Source organism: Corynebacterium halotolerans (genome assembly GCF_050107895.1).
In the GTDB taxonomy this organism is placed as follows: Bacteria; Actinomycetota; Actinomycetes; order Mycobacteriales; family Mycobacteriaceae; genus Corynebacterium; species Corynebacterium halotolerans_B.
The window spans coordinates 373,887-390,633 of the sequence record NZ_JBNILW010000001.1; the positions used below are offsets into that span (position 1 = coordinate 373,887).

The following is a 16,747-nucleotide window of genomic DNA, read 5'->3' on the forward strand; positions in this document are numbered from 1 at the left end:
AATGACCGACACAACCGTTAAAGCTGGCACGCCCCACAACACCAAGGGCGACATCTTCTCCTCCTACGACGTGGCGGACTTCGATGTCCCGCGTGGCCGTGATGAAGTCTGGCGCTTCATCTCCCTGCGTCGGATGCGCGGTCTCCACAACGACAAGTTCGCCGAGGCCGTGGAGCAGGATGTCACCGTAGAGGTGCCCGAGGGAGCGACCGGTGTCAGCGCCGAGACCCTGGCAAAGGACGACCAGCGACTCGGTCGCGCAGGTGCCCCGGTGGACCGGGTCGCCGCACAGGCATGGACCTCCATGCCCTCCGCGCAGTTCGTGAAGTTCGACCGGGACACCGTCAACAAGGAGCCGGTGCTGGTCACCATCACCGGCCGTGGCGAGGACGTCACCTCTTTCGGTGCCACCGTCGTCGAGGTTGAGCAGGGAGCGGAGGCCACCGTGGTCATCCGCTACCGCGGCTCCGGCACCCACGCCGACAACCTGGAGTTCGTCATCGGGGACAACGCCCGTCTGAACGTCGTGGTCGACATCGACTGGGCCGACGACGCGGTGCACCTGTCCGGCCACCACGCGCTGGTCGGCCGCGACGCCGTGCTGCGCCACAACCTGGCCACCTTCGGCGGCGAGGTCGTGCGCGTGGTGCCGCGTGTGAAGTTCACCGCCCCGGGGGGGGACGCCGAGCTGCTCGGTGTCTACTTCGCCGACGACGGACAGTACTTCGAGCAGCGTCTGCTGGTCGACCACGCTTTCCCGAACTGCCGCTCCAACGTCATGTACAAGGGTGCGCTGCAGGCCGATCCGGACAGCGATAAGCCGGAGGCCCGCACTGCGTGGGTCGGTGACGTGCTCATCCGCGCCGATGCCCAGGGGACCGACACCTACGAGGTCAACCGCAACCTGGTGCTCACCGAAGGCGCGCGCGCCGATGCCGTGCCGAACCTGGAGATCGAGACCGGTGAGATCACCGGAGCGGGCCACGCCGCCACCGTCGGACGTTTCGACGATGAGCACCTGTTCTACCTGATGTCCCGCGGCATCCACGAGGAGGAGGCGCGCCGCCTGATCGTCCGTGGCTTCTTCTCCGAGGTCATCAACCGCGTCCCGGTCGAGTCGGTCCGGGAGGAGTTCGAGCAGCGCATCACCGCCGAGCTCGAGGCCATCACCGCCTAGGATCCCCGGTCGGGGATCCCCACGGCCTGCATTTCCTCGACCCCAAGCCTTATCTCAGTCAAGACTTTTAGACCCGAAAAGAGCATTATGAGCACCCTTGAAATCAAGAACCTCACCGCCCAGGTCCTGCCGAACGACGACAACGCCGAGCCGAAGCAGATCCTGAAGGGCGTCAACCTCACGATCAACTCCGGCGAGGTCCACGCCATCATGGGCCCGAACGGCTCCGGCAAGTCCACCCTGGCCTACGCCCTGGGCGGCCACCCCCGCTACGAGATCACCGGTGGCGAGGTGCTGCTGGACGGCGAGAACCTCCTCGACCTGGAGGTCGACGAGCGGGCCCGCGCCGGTCTCTTCCTGGCCATGCAGTACCCGACCGAGATCCCGGGCGTGTCCATGTCGAACTTCCTGCGCTCCGCGGCCACGGCGGTGCGGGGTGAGTCGCCGAAGCTGCGCGACTGGGTCAAGGAGGTCCGCCAGGCCCGTGAAGACCTCGCCATCGACCCCTCCTTCGGTGAGCGTTCGGTCAACGAGGGTTTCTCCGGCGGTGAGAAGAAGCGCCACGAGGTGCTCCAGCTCGACATCCTCAAGCCGAAGTTCGCCGTGATGGATGAGACCGACTCCGGTCTGGATGTCGACGCCCTGAAGATCGTCTCCGACGGGATCAACAGCTACCAGAAGGAGACCAACGGTGGCATCCTGTTGATCACCCACTACAAGCGGATCCTCAACTACGTCAAGCCGGACGTCGTCCACGTCTTCGCCGACGGACGCGTGGTCACCTCCGGTGGCCCCGAGCTCGCCGACAAGCTGGAGGCAGACGGCTACGAACAGTTCCTGTGAGGTGAACATGACAACGTCCACTGCACCAGCCGCCCCGAGCGGTTCCTTCACCAACTCCGATGGCACCTTAGACGTCGCTGCCATCCGGGCCGAGTTCCCGATCTTCTCACGCACGGTGCGCGAGGATAAGCCCCTGGTCTATCTCGACTCCGGGGCCACGTCCCAGCGGCCGGAACGGGTGTGGCGCACTGAGGAACACTTCGTGCTGCACACCAACGCTCCGGTCCACCGCGGTGCCTACCAGCTCGCGGAGGAGGCGACCGACGCCTACGAAACCGCCCGCGAGAATATCGCGGCCTTCGTGGGGGCAGATTCCGAGGAGATCGCGTTCACCAAGAACGCCACCGAGGGACTCAACCTGGTCGCCTACGTGCTCGGTGACGATCGCGCGGGTGATCTGCAGGTCGCCGCGGGCGACACCGTTGTGGTCACGGAACTTGAACACCATGCGAATCTGGTGCCCTGGCAGGAGCTCTGCCGTCGCACGGGTGCCACCCTCAAGTGGTATTCGCTGACCGCGGATGGCCGGATTGACCTGGAGTCGCTGGAACTCGACGATAGCGTCAAGGTCGTGGCGTTTACCCACCAGTCCAATGTCACCGGTGCCATCAGTGACGTTCCCGAGCTGGTCCGTCGGGCCCGGGCGGTCGGGGCGCTGACCGTGCTGGATGCCTGCCAGTCCGTTCCGCATATGCCGGTCGACTTCCACGAGCTCGACGTGGACTTCGCCGCATTCTCCGGGCACAAGATGCTCGGCCCCTCGGGAGTGGGTGCGGTGTACGGCAAGGCTGAGCACTTGAACGCGTTGCCGCCCTTCTTGACCGGCGGATCCATGATCGAGGTTGTGACCATGGAAGGGAGCACCTTCGCCGCTCCGCCGCAGCGTTTCGAGGCCGGCACCCAGATGACCAGCCAGGTCGTCGGCCTTGGTGCCGCCGTCGATTTCCTGCGGGACGCCGGCATGGACCGGATCCACGCTCACGAGCAGGACCTCGTGGCTTATGCGCTGCCTAAGCTGGCGGCCATCGAAGGACTGCGGATTCTCGGCCCGACCGACACCGCCAGCCGCGGCGGCGCAATCAGCTTCGTCGTGGACGGCATTCACCCGCACGATCTCGGACAGGTGCTGGACGACAACGGAGTGTCCATCCGTGTCGGCCACCATTGCGCGTGGCCGCTGCACCGGTGCATGGACGCCCAGTCCACCGCCCGGGCATCCTTCTACCTGTACAACACGCACGAGGAGATCGACGTCCTGGTGGACGCGATCCAGACCGCCAAGGAATTTTTTGGGGTGGGTAAGTGAACCTGGAATCGATGTACCAGGAAGTGATCCTGGACCACTACAAACACCCGATGCACTCCGGGCTTCGGGAGCCGTACCAGGCTGAAGTTCACCACGTGAACCCCTCCTGCGGTGATGAGCTCACCCTGCGGGTGCGGCTCTCGGCCGACGGCAAGACCGTGGAGGACGTCTCCTATGACGCCTCCGGCTGTTCGATCAGCCAGGCCTCGACCTCCGTGATGGCCGAGGAGATCATCGGCCTGCCGGTCGAGGAGGCGATGGCCAAGCTCGGCTCCTTCGAGGAAATGGTCACCTCCCGCGGTAAAAAGGAAGGTGACGCCGACGTGATCGGCGATGGAATCGCCTTCGCCGGAGTGTCCAAATACCCCGCCCGCGTCAAATGCGCCCTGTTGGGGTGGAAGGCGTTCCAGGCGGCCACATCCGATGCATTGGAGAAGTTATGAGCGAGTCAGACACCACTCAGGGCACCGGCCCGACCGACGCTGAGAACCAGAGCAGCGCGACCTTCGAGAAGCAGCAGTCCAAACCGCCGCAGACCGAAGAGCAGATCGCCATGGCCGCGGACATCGAGGAGTACATGCACGATGTCATCGACCCGGAACTGGGCATCAACGTGGTCGACCTCGGTCTGGTCTACGATATCTGGATCGAAGGCGAACGGGAGGGCAAGATGGACATGACCCTGACCTCCCCGGCCTGCCCGTTGACGGACGTCATCGAGGACCAGGCCCAGTCGGCGGCCGTCGGCAACGGCATCGTCGACACCCTCACGATCAACTGGGTGTGGGTCCCCGCCTGGGGTCCGCACATGATCACCGAGGAAGGCCGCGAGCAGCTCCGTGCCCTCGGCTTCGCGGTTTAAGCGCGACGCATCCCGCACCCGGCGAACCTTCTGGTTCGCCGGGTGTTCGGCGTTGTGGCGCGTGACCCCGAACCTGTCCGGGGCGGGGGTCAGCCCGCGCTGAGGCAACCGAGCAGATAGGCCGTATTCGGTGGGGTGACGGGGAAGCTGGTGGGGTCATCGGAGACCAGCTGCTGGAAGAAGCCCTGCTCCGCCGGGGCGAGCAGCCCGATCGAATCGGTGCAGTAACCCGCGCGGTCATCACCGGAGTAGTAGGAACCTGTCCACCTGCCGTGGTCGAAGGCCCCGACGTTGAGCAGACTCAACACCAGGAACACCCCGACGACAATGCCCAGCAGCCGTCCGACACCTTTCCCGGAGGTGCCGGAGCCGATGGTGGGGCTTGCCCCCGGGCCCCGCGGGGATGAGGTTTCCGGCGTGGACCGGCCGGGGGAGCGCTGGACCGGCGGCCTCTGGGGCGCCGCCCGCGGCGCCGACCTGTCGGTGAGCGCGGGAACCGGTGATGCGTCGATCTCCTCGATACTGGCCGGCGCCACTCCGTAGTCGGCGATCGCGTCGATCAGATCCCGGCGCCCGGGCGGGGTGGGGAAGCGGAGAACCATGGTGCCGTTCTGGTAGGCCGACGTGGCATAACGCACCACGTAGTCCCGCCCCAGCTGCTCGCCGTCACTGCCGACGGTGAGTCCGCCCGGCCGGTTCCGCCGGCGTCGGCCCCGCCACGGGGAAGTGCCGCTGGAAGTGGGCTGCGTCATGATCCGAAGTGTAGGCTGCGTCAGCTGTTCACGCAGCCGCCCGGGCCGCAGTGGGGGTGCCACCGGTCCCGTTTAGTTTCAGGCCGATGGATTGATAGACTGGGCGGTTGTGATTGTCACCAATGACCTTGAAGTACGCGTCGGCGCCCGAACCCTGCTCACCGCACCCGGGCAGCATCTTCGTGTCCAGGCCGGTGACCGGATCGGACTGGTCGGCCGCAACGGCGCCGGCAAGACCACCACGATGCGAATCCTGGCGGGGGAGACCCAGCCCTACGGTGGCACCGTGACCTCGTCGGGGGAACTCGGTTACCTCCCGCAGGACTCCCGCGAGGGCAATATCGAACAGACCGCGCGTGACCGGGTGCTCTCCGCCCGTGGCCTGGACGAGCTCCGCAGCGCAATGGAACGGCAGCAGGAGGTCATGGAGACAACGCTCGATGAGCGCAAGCGGGACGCCGCCATCCGGAAGTACTCCCGCTTCGAGGAGCAGTACGCCTCCCTCGGCGGTTATGAGGCCGACGCGGAAGCCGCCCAGATCTGTGACAACCTCGGCCTGCCGGCCCGGATCCTGGATCAGAAGCTGGCCACCCTCTCCGGTGGCCAGCGCCGCCGCGTGGAACTGGCCCAGATTCTCTTCGCCGCCACCAGTGGCTCCGGAAAGTCCGCGACCACGCTGTTGCTGGATGAGCCCACCAACCACTTGGACGCGGACTCCATCAACTGGCTGCGCGGCTTCCTCGCCAAGCACGAGGGCGGTCTCATCATGATCTCCCACGACGTCGAACTGCTCGACGACGTGTGCAACAAGATCTGGTACCTCGACGCCGTACGCGCCGAGGCGGACGTCTACAACATGGGCTTCACCAAGTACAAGGACGCCCGGGCCACCGATGAAGCCCGCCGCCGCCGCGAACGCGCCAACGCCGAGAAGAAGGCCGACGCCCTGCGCACCCAGGCGGCGAAACTCGGGGCCAAGGCCACGAAGGCACGGGCGGCCAAGCAGATGGCCGCGCGGGCGGACCGCATGCTCGACTCCCTCGACGAGGTGCGGGTGGCCGACAGATTCGCCCACATCTCCTTCCCGGAGCCCGCCGCCTGCGGCAAGACCCCGATGAACGCCAAGGGCCTGACCAAGATGTACGGCTCCCTGGAGGTCTTCGCCGGCGTGGACCTGGCGATCGACAAGGGTTCCCGCGTCGTGGTGCTGGGCTTCAACGGCGCCGGCAAGACCACGCTGCTGAAGTTGCTCGCCGGGGTGGAGCGCACCGACGGCGAGGGCGGCATCGTCTCCGGCTACGGTCTCAAGGTGGGCTACTTCGCCCAGGAGCACGACACCATCGACCCGGACAAGTCCGTCTGGCAGAACACCATCGAGGCCTGCCCGGACGCTCACGAGCAGGAACTGCGCGGGGTGCTCGGCGCCTTCATGTTCTCCGGGGATCAGCTGGAACAGCCGGCGGGTACGCTCTCCGGCGGTGAGAAGACCCGCCTGGCCCTGGCGGCGCTCGTCTCCTCCCGCGCCAACGTCCTGCTGCTGGACGAGCCCACGAACAACCTGGACCCCGTGTCCCGAGAGCAGGTGCTCGACGCCATCCGCACCTACACCGGCGCCGTCGTCCTGGTCACCCACGACCCGGGTGCCGTCAAGGCTCTGGAGCCGGAGCGCGTCATCGTGCTGCCCGACGGCACCGAGGACCTGTGGAACGACGAGTACATGGAGATCGTCGAGCTCGCCTAGCCAGTCCCGAGTTAAATGCAAGGTCACGCCTTTTTCCGTCCATTCTCGTCCGGCGCTGGTCCCGCACCTGCCTGTGACCGTCTGCGAGCCGGCATCAATCTCGGTAACCTAGTTGTGTACAGCAATTCACCTATCGAGAGGAGAACCACCATGGGACTCGGCGACAAGATCAAGAATGCTGGAGAGAAGGCTTCCGGCAAGGCCAAGGAAGCGGCCGGTAACGTAACCGACAACGAGAAGCTCAAGGGCGAGGGCAAGGCCGACCAGGTCAAGGGCGACGCCAAGCAGAAGGCCGAAGAGGCCAAGGACAAGCTCACCGACAATTAGGACGGCCGGCAACGCCGCACCCCCTCTCACCTCCGGGTGAGAGGGGGTGTCCTCATGTCCACCTGCTACCGCAGACATAGCCCCCGCCTCGCCGAGGAAAAATCACCGTGCCAATCGGCCCGCAATATCTCGCAGAGATCCCGCAGGGCAGTCCCGGACCGATAGCAACGGAAGATATGCCAGACCGAATAGAATCGCTGTTACCGGCACAGAGGAGAAGGCCCTGGAAGACATCGGAAGTGGCCGAGCACATGGAGATCGTCGAGCCCACCTGAGTATGCCCGCGCACGAGGAACTGACCTATCCCACGGGACTGCGGGGTGCGAGTCTGCGGCTGGCCACCGACCGTCCCGCTCCCTCGCTGGGCCTGGACGGCTGGCAGATCACGGACCGTAGTCTTGTGCTGGGGCAGGGAAGGGACTGCTACGCCGCGGCTTCCCGACGGCTGCTGACCTGGCAGGCACACGCCCACGCCTGTATCCGGGTGAACCGGGCAGGGGACGAGGTCTCACTTCGTATCGGCCCAGTGACCTCGCGGTGCCGGATTCTCCGGGAGCGCCGGACCGGACGCCGTACGGAGCTGGTCTACGGCACCCTGCCTGGGCATGTCGAGTCCGGGGAGGAGGCGTTCCTGATTGAGCTCGGCGCCGACGGAACCGTGCGCGGCCGCTGCGTCGCCTTCTCCCGGCCCGCCCGGTGGTGGGCCCGGGTAGGTGCCCCCGTCACCCGTGCGGCCCAGCTGCTCATCACGGACGCCTACCTGCGTGGCATGCGCCCCTGAGAACTCCTATACTGCCTAGCCATGTCAGCGGAAGAAGAGCGGTTCATCGTCCACACCCCACGGGGACCGTTGCGCCTGTCGGCCACACTCAGCGGCCCGGTCACCGGCCCGCCGGTGGTCCAGCTCCACGGCCTGGGCTCCAGTAGGGCCCGCGAGGACGCCACCGGTTCCAGTGCCACCGCCGGTGCGGGGCAGCTGCGGGTGCTGCGTATCGACGCCCCGGGGCACGGGAAATCCACCGGCAGCACGGACCCCGCCGACCACACCTGGGCCGCCCACGCGGACCTGGTCGCCCAGGTGGTCGGGCAGGCGTTCCCGGGCCGGCCCGTGCACGGGGTGGGGGCCTCGATGGGGGCCGGCACCCTGCTCCACGCGGCCGTGGCCGGGCTATTCCCCCTCGCTTCACTCAGCCTGCTGATCCCGCCGACCGCCTGGGGGACACGGGCCGCGCAGGCTGCGGGCTACGAGGAGGCCGTGGATTTCCTGCACCGCCACGGGTTCGCAACCTTCGTCAACCTCCTGGCACAACAGGCGCCGACCCCGACGATCGGGGCGGATCAGCCGTTTTCCGCCCCTGACCTCGCTCCGGGGACGGCGCCGGCGGTCTACCTCGGTGCTGCGCGCTCGGACCTGCCGGACGCGGCGTCATTACGCAGGCTGCAGCTGCCGGTCCAGGTGCTGGCCCGGGCGGATGACCCCGCGCACCCGGTGAGTACCGCGGAACAGCTGCAGGAGTTGCTGCGCCCGGCGGATTTTGCCGTGGCGCAGACGGAGACGGAGATCCTGGGCTGGCCCCGGCGGGTTGCCGGGTTCATTGCTTCAATGTCTTAATCTGTTTGTTACCGTGAAACAGCTAAGAGGCCGCCCTGGCTGCGTAAGGCGTGTTGCTGTTGTGGCTGAAGTGGTTATTATTGGCTACTGAATATTAGCGTGTTCAGTTCGTTTTGGCGGGCAAAGTTGCGGTAACCTGCACAGGGTAACGACTCGGCCACGTTGACCGAAGTAACGCCTGAAGGTGGTATTGACTATGAAAATTCGTTCCCTGGCCGCGGTAGCCGCAACGGTGCTGACCGCTCTCGGCCTGTCGACTGTTCCGCAGGCCGCTGCGAGTCCGAACGCCCTGGTGGCCTTCGGTGACTCCGTGATGTCCAACCCGTCCATCCCGGCGTGGGCGGACAGCCGCATCGGCGTCTCCTCCAGCAGCGAGGCCCGGAACTGCCCGACCGACCCCAACGGCTTCGCCAAGCACGCGGCCCGGCAGCAGGGGCTGACCGCGCACGACTACTCCTGCACCGGCGCCTCGGTGTTCAGCGGTGGGACCACGAACCTGTCCACGCAGGTGGACTATGCCCTGGCCGACGGCCACCTCTCGCCGGGCACCCAGGAAGTCCTGATCAACTTCGGGTTCAACGACACCTATGGTCCGCTGCTGAACGGGGCCACCGAGAACTGGATCCGGGACACCTACATCAACGTCGCCGCCGGCCAGGTCGACCGCATCCGGGCGGCTGCCCCGAATGCCCAGATCAAGGTCGTCGGTTACCCCTCGATCACCAACGGCCACGCCGTCTGCCTCCTGCAGCTGGGCAACAACATCCACACCTATGAGCCGCTGCCGATCATCGCCCAGTCGGAGAACCTGATCCACTCGATGCAGCAGGGCCTGGCGGAGCGGACCGGCACCCAGTTCGTGGACGTGCGTGCCGCCTCCCGGGGACATGACATGTGCTCACCGGACAGCCAGCGCTGGTTCGGCGCCCTGGTCGATTTCGGGCAGTCCCGGAACCTGCCGTTCCACATGACCGACCTGGGTAACCGTGAGGTCGGCGGTATCATCGCCCGCGCCTGACCGCCCACCCCCTCACCCCTGTTCCCGTCCCTGTGCCACACGGGGTGCGGGGCACTATCTTGTAGAAAGCTCATACTCCATGGCAGAACAGCAGATTCTCGGCTCGACCCTCGACGTGGAGATCCCGCGCACCGCTCTGGCCCGCCAATTCGTGGAAGCCGTGCCGCCACTCGCCAGCGCCGGCGCCCTCCACTTCCGCGGGGCCGGCGGCCTGATGGATCTGGGAAAGGCCTTCGCCCGCTACGGCATGTCCTTCGCCTTCCTGCTGGAGACAGCCGCCAGCCACTCACCGAACCGGGTCGCCGTCGTCGACGACATGGGGCAGCTGAGCTACCGGCAGCTGCGGGACGGCGCCCGGGGACTCGCCCGGGCCCTGCAGGCCCGCGGAGTCCGGGCCGGCAGCAAGGTGGGCGTGCTCGCCCGTAACAGCCGCGTCAGCCCGCTGTCCCTGGTGGCCTGTGCCTACCTGGGGGCCAGCCCACTGATCATCAACCCCTATTCCTCCGGCCATCAGGTCAAGGGCATCCTGTCGGAATACGGGGGAGTGGTGCTGATCGCCGACGCCGAGTACGTGGCCGACGTCGGAGAGGTCCCGGGCACCCACATCATCCTCGGCTACAACCCGGAACCTGGCTCCCTGCCCGCCGCCGTGGCGGCACTTCCGCAGCTCGACGACGTCATCGCGGCCGCCGACCCGACCGCCCCGCTGCCCATGCGTCCGAAGCAGCACCCGACGATCATCATGTCCTCGGGAACCACGGGCACGCCCAAGGGCGTGGTACGCGGGGTGCCGAAGACCCCGCAGGTGCTCAACGCCGTGCTACCGAAGGTGCCGTGGCGGTTGGGGGGAACCATCCAGCTCTCCGCCTCCCTCTTCCACGCGTGGGGCTGGCTGAACCTGAACATCTCCCTGCTGACCAAGTCCACGATGGTGCTGCGCCGGACCTTCGATCCGGTGCAGGCGGTGACCGACGTCGCGGACTACGGCGTGACCGGGGTGGTCTCGGCGGCGGTGTTCCTCCGGGACTTCGTCGCCGAGCTGGAAAAATCCGAGACGGTCGACCCCGGGCTGCGCCACAGGATCCGCCCCGTGGAGTTCATCGTCTCCTCCGGAAACGCCATCCCGCCGTCACTGGTCCGCACGCTCAACGACCGTTTCGGCCCCGTCGTCTGCAACTTCTACGGCTCCACGGAGCACGGTCCCGTCGCGGTGGCCAGCGGCGCGGAGCTGGCCGCTGACCCGGATCGCGCGGGAACGGTGGCCACGGGAGTGGTCACCGTCATCCTCCGGGAGGACGGCACCGAGGCGGGGCAGGGCGAGGTCGGCGAGATCTACAGCGCCAACTCCGAGACCATGGAGGGCTACCTGTCGGCCAAGGATGAGATCCGCTCCTACCGCGGGCTGCTGGCCACGGGGGATCTCGGCTATTTCGCCGAGGACGGCTTCCTGCATGTCCGCGGCCGCTCCGACGACATGGTGATCAAGGGCGGGGAGAACGTCTACCCGCGGGAGCTCGAGGAGTTCCTGGTCAAGCAGAATGGCATCGCCGACGCCTACGTCAAGGGCGTGCAGAACGACATCATCGCGGACCTGAACTGCTACCTCGTCCGGACCGACGACGAGATCGGCCGAGCATTGGACGACGACGCCGTGCGCCGACTCGCCGCCGACAACCTGGCGCACCACAACATCCCCGACAACATCGTCTGGTGTGAGGAGCTGCCCCGCAACGACGCCGGCAAGGTCGTCCCGCGGCTGCTGCCCGACGTCGGGTAGGGAAGCTACCGGTCCGCCGGTACAATCACCACGGCGCGGCGCCCCCTTCCCGGGGACACCGCGCCGTCGCGGGTACGGGACCGGTCAGTTCCGGAAACCGTGGACCGGGGAGGGGATGAAGCCGCCGCGGTTGATGAAGGCCGAGTTGCCCACCTGGTTGACGGGGATGACCGGCGCGTAACCGAGCAGACCACCGAAGTTGACTTCGTCCCCGGGCGCTGTGCCCGGCACCGGGATCACGCGGACCGCCGTGGTCTTATGGTTCATCACGCCGATGGCGGACTCGTCGGCGATCATCCCGGCGATGGTCTCCGCCGAGGTGTCGCCGGGAATCGCGATCATGTCGAGGCCGACCGAGCAGATCGCCGTCATGGCCTCCAGCTTGTCCACCGAGATGGCGCCGGAACGTACCGCGTCGATCATTCCCTTGTCCTCGGAGACCGGGATGAAGGAACCCGAGAGGCCGCCGACGCGGGAGCAGGCCATCATGCCGCCCTTCTTCACGGCGTCGTTGAGCAGTGCGAGTGCGGCGGTGGTGCCGTGGGTGCCCACCTGATCCAGTCCCATCGTCTCCAGGATGTTGGCCACCGAGTCGCCGATCTCGGCCGTGGGGGCCAGCGAGAGATCGACGATGCCGAAGGGGACGCCGAGCCGCTCGGCGGCGAGGTTGCCCACCAGCTGGCCCGCACGCGTGATCTTGAAGGCCGCCTTCTTGATCTCCTCGGCCACCTCGTTGAGGGAGGCGCCGTGCATGTCACCGAGCGCCCGGGCGACAACGCCGGGGCCGGAGACCCCGACGCTGACCACGCAGTCCGGTTCCTCGATGCCGTGGAATGCACCGGCCATGAACGGGTTGTCTCCGACCGAGTTGGCGAAGACCACGAGCTTGGCGCAGGCGATGGCGCTGCGGTCGGCGGTGAGGGCGGCCGCCTCCTTGATGACCCGGCCCATTTCTGCGGCGGCGTTCATGTTGATGCCGGCCCGCGAGGAGGCGATGTTGACCGAGGAGCAGACGACGTCGGTCTCGCTCAAGGCCTCCGGGATGGAACGGATCAGCTGCTTCTCGGCGGTGGTGCCGCCTTTTTCCACCAGCGCGGAGTAGCCGCCGATGAAGTTGACGCCGACATCCTTGGCGGCACGGTCCAGGGCCCGGGCGATGTCCACCGGATTGCCGGCGAGTCCGGCGCTGATCAGGGCCACCGGGGTGACGGAGATCCGTTTGTTCACGATCGGGATGCCGAGTTCGCGCTCGATGCCCTCGCAGGTCTCCACCAGTTGGCGCGCCTGGCGGGAGACCCGGTCGTAGACCGCTTCACAGGTCTCGGCCATGGTGGACCGGGTGCAGTCCAGCAGACTGATGCCCATCGTCACCGTGCGGATGTCCAGACGGTATTTCTCGATCATCTCGATCGTGTCGAGGATCTGGGTGCCTTTTTCGTCGAAAGCCATGTGTATCGGCCCCTAAATCTCGTTGACTGCGGTGAAGAAGTCCTCTGACTGGAGGCGGATGACCAGGCTCTCCTGCTGCTCCACCTCGGTCATACGCTCCTGCACGGTGGCGATGTCTGTGCTCTCCGGGAGGGAGACGTGCAGAATCATGGTGAAGAAGTTGTCCATGATCGTCTGGGAGACATTGTGGATGTTGATGTTCTGCTCGGCGAGGGCCGTGGACACGGCCGCGATGATTCCGGTGTGGTCCAACCCGGTGACAGTCATGATGGCGTACATGCGTGTCCATGTTACCGGTGGTCTCCCGCACGTCCTGCTTCGACCCGGCGCACCGGGGAGGCTCCCGTGTGGAATGCCCCTCGCGGTGGGCCGGTGTCGATTAGAATCAGCGACCATGGAGATCAATTTCATCCCGTCGCGCGAGTCCATCGAACAGCAGCGCCGCGAACTGCGCGAGAAGATCGGCCCCAAGGGCGAGGTGGTGCTCGCGGCCGCGGTGGCGCTCGAGGTGGCGGGGAAGGTGGCCACCTGGATCTCGCTGGCCCGCCGTGGCAGGGACGAGGTCCGGGGCCCCAAATGGTTGTGGCGGCTGGCCACGGGAGTCAATTTCTTCGGCCCGGCGGCTTATTGGCTGTTCGGGAGGAAGAAGCCACGGCGGTGACTCCGCCGAACCCGCTGCACAACCACCACTTCCCGCCTAGGATCAGGGCATGTGCGCAAACGGGAGAAACGCCCTGCTGGTGGGCGGCAGCGGCAGAGTTGCCCGACTGACCACGCCACTGCTCCAGGCGGCGGGTTTCGCGATCACCTCGGTGATCCGGGATAAAGACCGGGTGCCGGATATCGAGGAACTGGGGGCGGCCCCGTTGATCCAGGACGTGACACGCGCCAACCGGAAAACCTGGGAGGCCCTGTTGGATGGGATGGACGTGGTTGTCTGGACAGCCGGCGTCGGGGGACCGGAGGGCACCGGCTGCTGCCCGGCCGTGGACCGCGATGCGGTGATCACCCTGATCGATGCCCTGGACGGGATCGCCTATCCGGCGCGTTTCCTCACGGTCGGCTACGCGGGCCCCGTGACCGCACCGGCGGCGTCGTTCAGCGCCGCAAAACGGGCCGTCGGAAAGCGGTTGCAGCTCTCCTCCCTCGAGGACGCGGCGGTCCTGGGGCCCACCACACTGTCCGATGATCCCGCCCGCGGCATCATGCTGCTGGACGTCGAGAACCCGTCGTTGCCCCGCAACTGCTCGCCGACCACGTCGCGGGAGCTGTTGGCCCGGGTGATCGCGGAGCTGGCCGGTCGTCCGCAGACACTCGGTCGGACACGCCTGCATTTCTCTGACGGGGACGGCCAGATCGCCGCCCTGTGAGACCGCGGCAGCTCACCGTAGGGGCTGCCCGGGCACAGTCCCACCGACGTTCTTCGACGGAAGTCTGGCGGGCGCGTGTTCCGTGCTGAGGAGCCGGGCAGGATCCTCCATCAGGGAGGAGATCGCCACGCCGCCACCGATAAGCCGTCGGGCAGCAACTCCCGCCCGGCGGGTCTCACCTGAGATGCCCCGCCCCGGGACTGACCTCGGATCCTGGTGTGACATGGTGTTCAGTCGGGGCCCCGGTGAGAATTGGGTCGCTGCGAAGGACGGTGCGCTTCACTAAGGTGGGGACATGGTTGACACGAAGAGCAAGAAGGTACTGATCATCGGCGGACACGGTCGCACCGCTCTCATCGCCACTCCCAAGCTGATCAAAGCGGGGCATGATGTGACGTCGGTGATCCGCAATCCCAATCACGTCTCCGATATCGAAGCCATCGGCGCAACCCCGCTGATCCGTGACATCGTCGGATTGGAGGTGGAGACCTGGGAGAAGCGGCTCAAGGATTTTGACGTGGTCATCTGGGCGGCCACCGCGGGAGACGTCGCGGGGGCGGGGGAGACCTATGCTCTGGACCGGGATTCTGCCCTGACATCCCTGCAGGCCATGCAGAACCTGAAGGACCGGGGCGAGCACGTCCCGAGATACCTGATGCTCAGTTTCCTCGGCTCGCTGACCCATGAGACTGATCCGGAGGACTCCTTCTACCCCTATGCGGAGTCCAAGAAGGAGGTGGACCGGGAGCTGCTGGCGACTTCGGATCTGGAGGTGCTGATCCTCGCCCCGGGGGCACTGACGATGGAGGAGAACACATCCGGTGGACGAGTGATCGATGGCGACACCGGGCAGCTGTGGGACAGCTACACCTCCCGTTACCTCGTGGCTGACCTCATCACCGAGATGACGGGACGTGACAGTCTCCCCGAGCAGAAGCTGCTTTCATTCACCGACGGTCAGGCACCTGTCAGCGAGCTCTGAGAGCGGCGGCACCCCGGTCATCCGATCGGCACCACGGGCGGGGACAGGATGCTGTCCGTGGTGCGCCCGCCCCGGAGCTCGCCGGTGGCACAGCGGAGCACGAAGGTCCGTAGCAACTGGTTGGACCACGTGGTGTCCACACTGGGGAGATGCGCCACGATGCCGTCATAATCCTCCGGGGAGAAGTAGCCGTAGTCGAAGTAGAAGTCCATGCGGGCCTTCATCGCCGCCGCATCCATATCAGCGTGGAACTGGCAGGCCCAGGTGGAGCCGTTGAAGCGCACCATCTGAACCGGACAGGTCGGTCCGGTGGCCAACACGACGGCACCGGGACCGACGGCCGTCACGTTTTCCGTGTGCCCGGTCAGCGACGTAAATCGTTCCGGCAGGCCCCGGGTGAGCGGATCGACCCGGCCCGCCGCCGTCAATTCGACCACCGTGGGCCCACTGGCCTCCGGATGACTGTGCCCCACCTCGCCGCCGGTGGCATGGGCGAGGAACGTGGTGCCGTAGCAGACCGCCAGGGTGGGGATCTGCTGGCGTGCCAACCAGGATAATTCGGCGTGGACCTGTAACTGCCAGGCATCGTAGCGGGCGTTGGTGACGTTGAGCGCGCTGCCGCCGACGATGACGCCGTCGAAGCCGGCGAGATCACCGATCCGGCTTTCCGGACCGTCGAGCATTCGCTGGGTCAGTTCCTCCGTACTCAGACCGGTGGCCCGGATGACGTCGCGGTATTCGGCGGCAGCGACCGCTGCATCCTGACGGGGCGAGACAAGGAGAACTGAAACCATACCGAGCAGTATAGACAAAGCGGTTCATTTGATCCAGTCGGCGGGGAGCCCGGTGGCAGGGGAGCCCGCAGGGCCACCGCATAAACGTCCCCGTCGTCTCCGGCGGCGGTGCCGGAGACAACGGGGACGGGGAGACGGCGGTCGGGAGGGTCTCAACCCCGGATGCGGACGGAGTCCTCAACCAGATCCAGCACCTGCGACAGTCCTTCGGTAGGTCTGCCTGATGCCAACCGGGTCAGGAACCCATCCATCACCGTCTCCAGGTAGACGTGCAGCACCCGGGGAGGGACATCGGTGCGCATCCGCCCCTGTTCGGCGTTCTGCCGCAGCCTCTCCTGCACGGCTTCGTCCAGAACCTGTTGATGCTCCTGCCAACGGGCCTTGAAGCCAGCGTCGGTGCGCAGCATCCGGGTGATCTCCAGTCGGGTGGCCAACCAGTCATGGCGTTCGGGATGGTCGAGCAATTCCCGCATCACCTCAACAAGACCCTCCTCGGCGACCACCGCTGCCATCCGGGAGGCGTCCTCCCGCGCGAGCGCCAGGAAAAGATTCTCCTTGTCACCGAAGTGATGGAAGATCGCGCCCCGGGACTTTCCGGTGGCCTCTTCCAGACGACGCACCGTGGCACCTTCGAAACCGTGCTCGGCGAAACAGCGACGTGCCCCCTCAAGAATTTCCTGACGGCGTTTCGTCAGCTCGATATTACTGACAACGGGCAACTTCGGCCTCCTTGGTGT

General features: G+C 66.4%; 19 protein-coding genes. 14 read left to right on the forward strand and 5 right to left on the reverse strand.

Annotation, left to right across the window (positions count from 1 at the left end; all coding sequences use genetic code 11):
- Position 1 precedes the first annotated feature (1 nt).
- From sufD to ACQCVD_RS01730, 5 genes are all read left to right on the forward strand, one after another.
- Positions 2–1,177 (forward strand): Fe-S cluster assembly protein SufD, encoded by a 1,176-nt coding sequence (sufD, locus tag ACQCVD_RS01710; RefSeq protein ID WP_426821952.1) that lies wholly within the window; start codon positions 2–4, stop codon positions 1,175–1,177.
- A gap of 87 nt (positions 1,178–1,264) precedes the next feature.
- On the forward strand, positions 1,265–2,020 hold the full coding sequence (sufC, locus tag ACQCVD_RS01715) for a Fe-S cluster assembly ATPase SufC (protein ID WP_426821953.1): 756 nt from the start codon (positions 1,265–1,267) through the stop codon (positions 2,018–2,020).
- A gap of 7 nt (positions 2,021–2,027) precedes the next feature.
- The gene (locus ACQCVD_RS01720; RefSeq protein ID WP_426821954.1) at positions 2,028–3,326 is read left to right on the forward strand and encodes a cysteine desulfurase; all 1,299 of its coding nucleotides are present in this window, start codon (positions 2,028–2,030) and stop codon (positions 3,324–3,326) included.
- Complete coding sequence (gene sufU, locus ACQCVD_RS01725) at positions 3,323–3,769, forward strand: Fe-S cluster assembly sulfur transfer protein SufU (protein ID WP_426821955.1); 447 nt, start codon at positions 3,323–3,325, stop codon at positions 3,767–3,769. The genes ACQCVD_RS01720 and sufU overlap by 4 nt, the downstream gene beginning before the upstream one ends.
- A complete protein-coding gene (locus ACQCVD_RS01730; RefSeq protein ID WP_426821956.1) occupies positions 3,766–4,188 on the forward strand; it encodes a metal-sulfur cluster assembly factor in 423 nt (140 codons plus the stop codon). Before sufU ends, ACQCVD_RS01730 begins: the two co-directional genes overlap by 4 nt.
- A gap of 89 nt (positions 4,189–4,277) precedes the next feature.
- Here the strand turns inward: ACQCVD_RS01730 and ACQCVD_RS01735 are convergent, their stop codons facing one another.
- Positions 4,278–4,940, reverse strand: coding sequence for a hypothetical protein (locus ACQCVD_RS01735; protein ID WP_426821957.1), 663 nt, complete (start codon positions 4,938–4,940; stop codon positions 4,278–4,280).
- Between the two features lie 109 nt (positions 4,941–5,049).
- Between ACQCVD_RS01735 and ACQCVD_RS01740 the strand changes: the two genes are divergently transcribed.
- The 6 genes from ACQCVD_RS01740 (at position 5,050) to ACQCVD_RS01765 (ending at position 11,415) form a co-directional block, all read left to right on the forward strand.
- Positions 5,050–6,681, forward strand: coding sequence for an ABC-F family ATP-binding cassette domain-containing protein (locus ACQCVD_RS01740; RefSeq protein WP_426821958.1), 1,632 nt, complete (start codon positions 5,050–5,052; stop codon positions 6,679–6,681).
- 150 nt (positions 6,682–6,831) lie between these two features.
- Complete coding sequence (locus tag ACQCVD_RS01745; RefSeq protein WP_426821959.1) at positions 6,832–7,008, forward strand: CsbD family protein; 177 nt, start codon at positions 6,832–6,834, stop codon at positions 7,006–7,008.
- Between the two features lie 277 nt (positions 7,009–7,285).
- Positions 7,286–7,789 (forward strand): DUF1990 domain-containing protein, encoded by a 504-nt coding sequence (locus tag ACQCVD_RS01750; protein WP_426821960.1) that lies wholly within the window; start codon positions 7,286–7,288, stop codon positions 7,787–7,789.
- Positions 7,790–7,810: 21 nt separating this feature from the next.
- Complete coding sequence (locus ACQCVD_RS01755) at positions 7,811–8,620, forward strand: alpha/beta fold hydrolase (RefSeq protein ID WP_426821961.1); 810 nt, start codon at positions 7,811–7,813, stop codon at positions 8,618–8,620.
- Positions 8,621–8,816: 196 nt separating this feature from the next.
- The gene (locus ACQCVD_RS01760) at positions 8,817–9,638 is read left to right on the forward strand and encodes a GDSL-type esterase/lipase family protein (protein WP_426821962.1); all 822 of its coding nucleotides are present in this window, start codon (positions 8,817–8,819) and stop codon (positions 9,636–9,638) included.
- Between the two features lie 79 nt (positions 9,639–9,717).
- Positions 9,718–11,415: an AMP-binding protein gene (locus ACQCVD_RS01765; RefSeq protein WP_426821963.1), complete on the forward strand. Its 1,698-nt coding sequence runs from the start codon at positions 9,718–9,720 to the stop codon at positions 11,413–11,415.
- A gap of 84 nt (positions 11,416–11,499) precedes the next feature.
- Here ACQCVD_RS01765 and ACQCVD_RS01770 read toward each other — a convergent pair whose 3' ends face one another.
- The gene (locus ACQCVD_RS01770) at positions 11,500–12,864 is read right to left on the reverse strand and encodes a PFL family protein (RefSeq protein ID WP_426821964.1); all 1,365 of its coding nucleotides are present in this window, start codon (positions 12,862–12,864) and stop codon (positions 11,500–11,502) included.
- Positions 12,865–12,876: 12 nt separating this feature from the next.
- A complete protein-coding gene (locus ACQCVD_RS01775; RefSeq protein ID WP_426821965.1) occupies positions 12,877–13,143 on the reverse strand; it encodes an ACT domain-containing protein in 267 nt (88 codons plus the stop codon).
- 115 nt (positions 13,144–13,258) lie between these two features.
- Between ACQCVD_RS01775 and ACQCVD_RS01780 the strand changes: the two genes are divergently transcribed.
- The 3 genes from ACQCVD_RS01780 to ACQCVD_RS01790 all read left to right on the forward strand — a co-directional run bounded on the left by ACQCVD_RS01780 (position 13,259) and on the right by ACQCVD_RS01790 (position 15,216).
- The gene (locus tag ACQCVD_RS01780; protein ID WP_426821966.1) at positions 13,259–13,525 is read left to right on the forward strand and encodes a PLD nuclease N-terminal domain-containing protein; all 267 of its coding nucleotides are present in this window, start codon (positions 13,259–13,261) and stop codon (positions 13,523–13,525) included.
- 49 nt (positions 13,526–13,574) lie between these two features.
- Positions 13,575–14,234 carry an NAD(P)H-binding protein gene (locus ACQCVD_RS01785; RefSeq protein WP_426821967.1) on the forward strand — a complete coding sequence of 220 codons (660 nt, stop codon included), beginning with the start codon at positions 13,575–13,577 and terminating at the stop codon, positions 14,232–14,234.
- A gap of 295 nt (positions 14,235–14,529) precedes the next feature.
- Positions 14,530–15,216: an NAD(P)-dependent oxidoreductase gene (locus ACQCVD_RS01790; RefSeq protein WP_426821968.1), complete on the forward strand. Its 687-nt coding sequence runs from the start codon at positions 14,530–14,532 to the stop codon at positions 15,214–15,216.
- Between the two features lie 17 nt (positions 15,217–15,233).
- Here ACQCVD_RS01790 and ACQCVD_RS01795 read toward each other — a convergent pair whose 3' ends face one another.
- On the reverse strand, positions 15,234–16,010 hold the full coding sequence (locus tag ACQCVD_RS01795; protein ID WP_426821969.1) for a glutamine amidotransferase: 777 nt from the start codon (positions 16,008–16,010) through the stop codon (positions 15,234–15,236).
- Between the two features lie 152 nt (positions 16,011–16,162).
- Positions 16,163–16,729, reverse strand: coding sequence for a TetR/AcrR family transcriptional regulator (locus tag ACQCVD_RS01800; protein WP_426821970.1), 567 nt, complete (start codon positions 16,727–16,729; stop codon positions 16,163–16,165).
- Between the last annotated feature and the right edge of the window lie 18 nt (positions 16,730–16,747).

What these genes read in the sequence shown, in the direction of transcription:
- sufD (WP_426821952.1), top strand. Translation starts at nt 2, where the DNA reads ATGACCGACACAACCGTTAAAGCTGGCACGCCCCACAACACCAAGGGC.
- sufC (WP_426821953.1), top strand. Translation starts at nt 1,265, where the DNA reads ATGAGCACCCTTGAAATCAAGAACCTCACCGCCCAGGTCCTGCCGAAC.
- ACQCVD_RS01720 (WP_426821954.1), top strand. Translation starts at nt 2,028, where the DNA reads ATGACAACGTCCACTGCACCAGCCGCCCCGAGCGGTTCCTTCACCAAC.
- ACQCVD_RS01730 (WP_426821956.1), top strand. Translation starts at nt 3,766, where the DNA reads ATGAGCGAGTCAGACACCACTCAGGGCACCGGCCCGACCGACGCTGAG.
- ACQCVD_RS01735 (WP_426821957.1), bottom strand. Translation starts at nt 4,940, where the DNA reads ATGACGCAGCCCACTTCCAGCGGCACTTCCCCGTGGCGGGGCCGACGC.
- ACQCVD_RS01745 (WP_426821959.1), top strand. Translation starts at nt 6,832, where the DNA reads ATGGGACTCGGCGACAAGATCAAGAATGCTGGAGAGAAGGCTTCCGGC.
- ACQCVD_RS01750 (WP_426821960.1), top strand. Translation starts at nt 7,286, where the DNA reads ATGCCCGCGCACGAGGAACTGACCTATCCCACGGGACTGCGGGGTGCG.
- ACQCVD_RS01755 (WP_426821961.1), top strand. Translation starts at nt 7,811, where the DNA reads ATGTCAGCGGAAGAAGAGCGGTTCATCGTCCACACCCCACGGGGACCG.
- ACQCVD_RS01760 (WP_426821962.1), top strand. Translation starts at nt 8,817, where the DNA reads ATGAAAATTCGTTCCCTGGCCGCGGTAGCCGCAACGGTGCTGACCGCT.
- ACQCVD_RS01765 (WP_426821963.1), top strand. Translation starts at nt 9,718, where the DNA reads ATGGCAGAACAGCAGATTCTCGGCTCGACCCTCGACGTGGAGATCCCG.
- ACQCVD_RS01770 (WP_426821964.1), bottom strand. Translation starts at nt 12,864, where the DNA reads ATGGCTTTCGACGAAAAAGGCACCCAGATCCTCGACACGATCGAGATG.
- ACQCVD_RS01775 (WP_426821965.1), bottom strand. Translation starts at nt 13,143, where the DNA reads ATGTACGCCATCATGACTGTCACCGGGTTGGACCACACCGGAATCATC.
- ACQCVD_RS01780 (WP_426821966.1), top strand. Translation starts at nt 13,259, where the DNA reads ATGGAGATCAATTTCATCCCGTCGCGCGAGTCCATCGAACAGCAGCGC.
- ACQCVD_RS01785 (WP_426821967.1), top strand. Translation starts at nt 13,575, where the DNA reads ATGTGCGCAAACGGGAGAAACGCCCTGCTGGTGGGCGGCAGCGGCAGA.
- ACQCVD_RS01790 (WP_426821968.1), top strand. Translation starts at nt 14,530, where the DNA reads ATGGTTGACACGAAGAGCAAGAAGGTACTGATCATCGGCGGACACGGT.
- ACQCVD_RS01795 (WP_426821969.1), bottom strand. Translation starts at nt 16,010, where the DNA reads ATGGTTTCAGTTCTCCTTGTCTCGCCCCGTCAGGATGCAGCGGTCGCT.